Genomic DNA, 1,047 nt, shown 5'->3' with positions numbered 1-1,047 from the left:
TAGATGATTTAAAATTTTCATATAAAACTGGTTCGGAAGTATAGTTTGCAACGGTTTTGTAAAGCTTTCCGATGCGGATTTCGTTCACTAAGTTACTTGAAATTTCCCGAATAGGAGTGATGCTTGTTTTTTCGGAACACTAAAACAATCAAGCATTGGAAGCTTTACTTTGTTGCCTTTTCGTTTTTTTTAATTTCTTATAGTTTTTAATGACCATCTTATTCCAAGTATAGATAATCTGATGGGATAAGCTAATATTAATAATCCGATTATTATTGAGTAAAATAGATTTTTGATATTTATAGAATAGTCAGTATTATTTATCTGCTCTCTGATTTTAATTCTCTTTTTCTTTAATTGTCCTATTTGTTCTAAATCGGTTTTTTTATTTGATGTTGATGGGCTTTTTTTTGGCTTAATGATACTTTCATCGTTTATTGGTGTAAGTTGTTTTTGGTCGAGTAAAGTGTCAAATCGTTTTCCGTATTTGTCCATTAATTCAGTTGCTCTGACTTTTGATCCATTTGGAGTTTCGTAAACGTTATTAAATCCTAAATTATCTTCAAATTCTTCAAAATTCCCTAAATCGAAATCTTTGTTTATCGTATCATATAATATTCTCCTTTTTTCAGACTTATATATTTTTTCAAGATATTCCTCAAAAGTCCCAACATCATATTTTTGGTTGATTTTTTCATATAATTTTCGTAATTCAACATTTGGATTTTTTACAATTCTTTTATAATTCGCATCAAATTCATTTTTCTTTTCTCTAATTTCATTTAAAAGAGATATTTCTTGTTCTTGTAATTTATCAAATGTTTCTTGCTTATGATTTTTCCATAAATGAAGAATTCCATAGGTTATTAGAGAAATAACAATAATGGAAGATAAAATCAATATTTCTTTAGCAATTATCTTTTTTGATTTCTGTTTCATTTAATGTTCTGTTGTTCGTCTAAAATGAATGGCAACGGTTTTGTAAAATGTTCCGATGCTGGAACGTTTTAGCTAAGTTAGTTTATTTTATCCAAATTTCAGTGATGC

1 protein-coding gene is annotated in these 1,047 nt (G+C 27.4%); it reads right to left on the bottom strand.

Annotation, left to right across the window (positions count from 1 at the left end; translation table 11 throughout):
- Positions 1–189: 189 nt before the first annotated feature.
- Positions 190–939 carry a hypothetical protein gene (locus tag ACY2RS_RS15450; protein ID WP_490099568.1) on the bottom strand — a complete coding sequence of 250 codons (750 nt, stop codon included), beginning with the start codon at positions 937–939 and terminating at the stop codon, positions 190–192.
- Positions 940–1,047: the final 108 nt, after the last annotated feature.

Source organism: Patiriisocius sp. 208BN25-11, from assembly GCF_058147145.1.
This window is presented reverse-complemented; position numbering and strand designations above follow the sequence as displayed.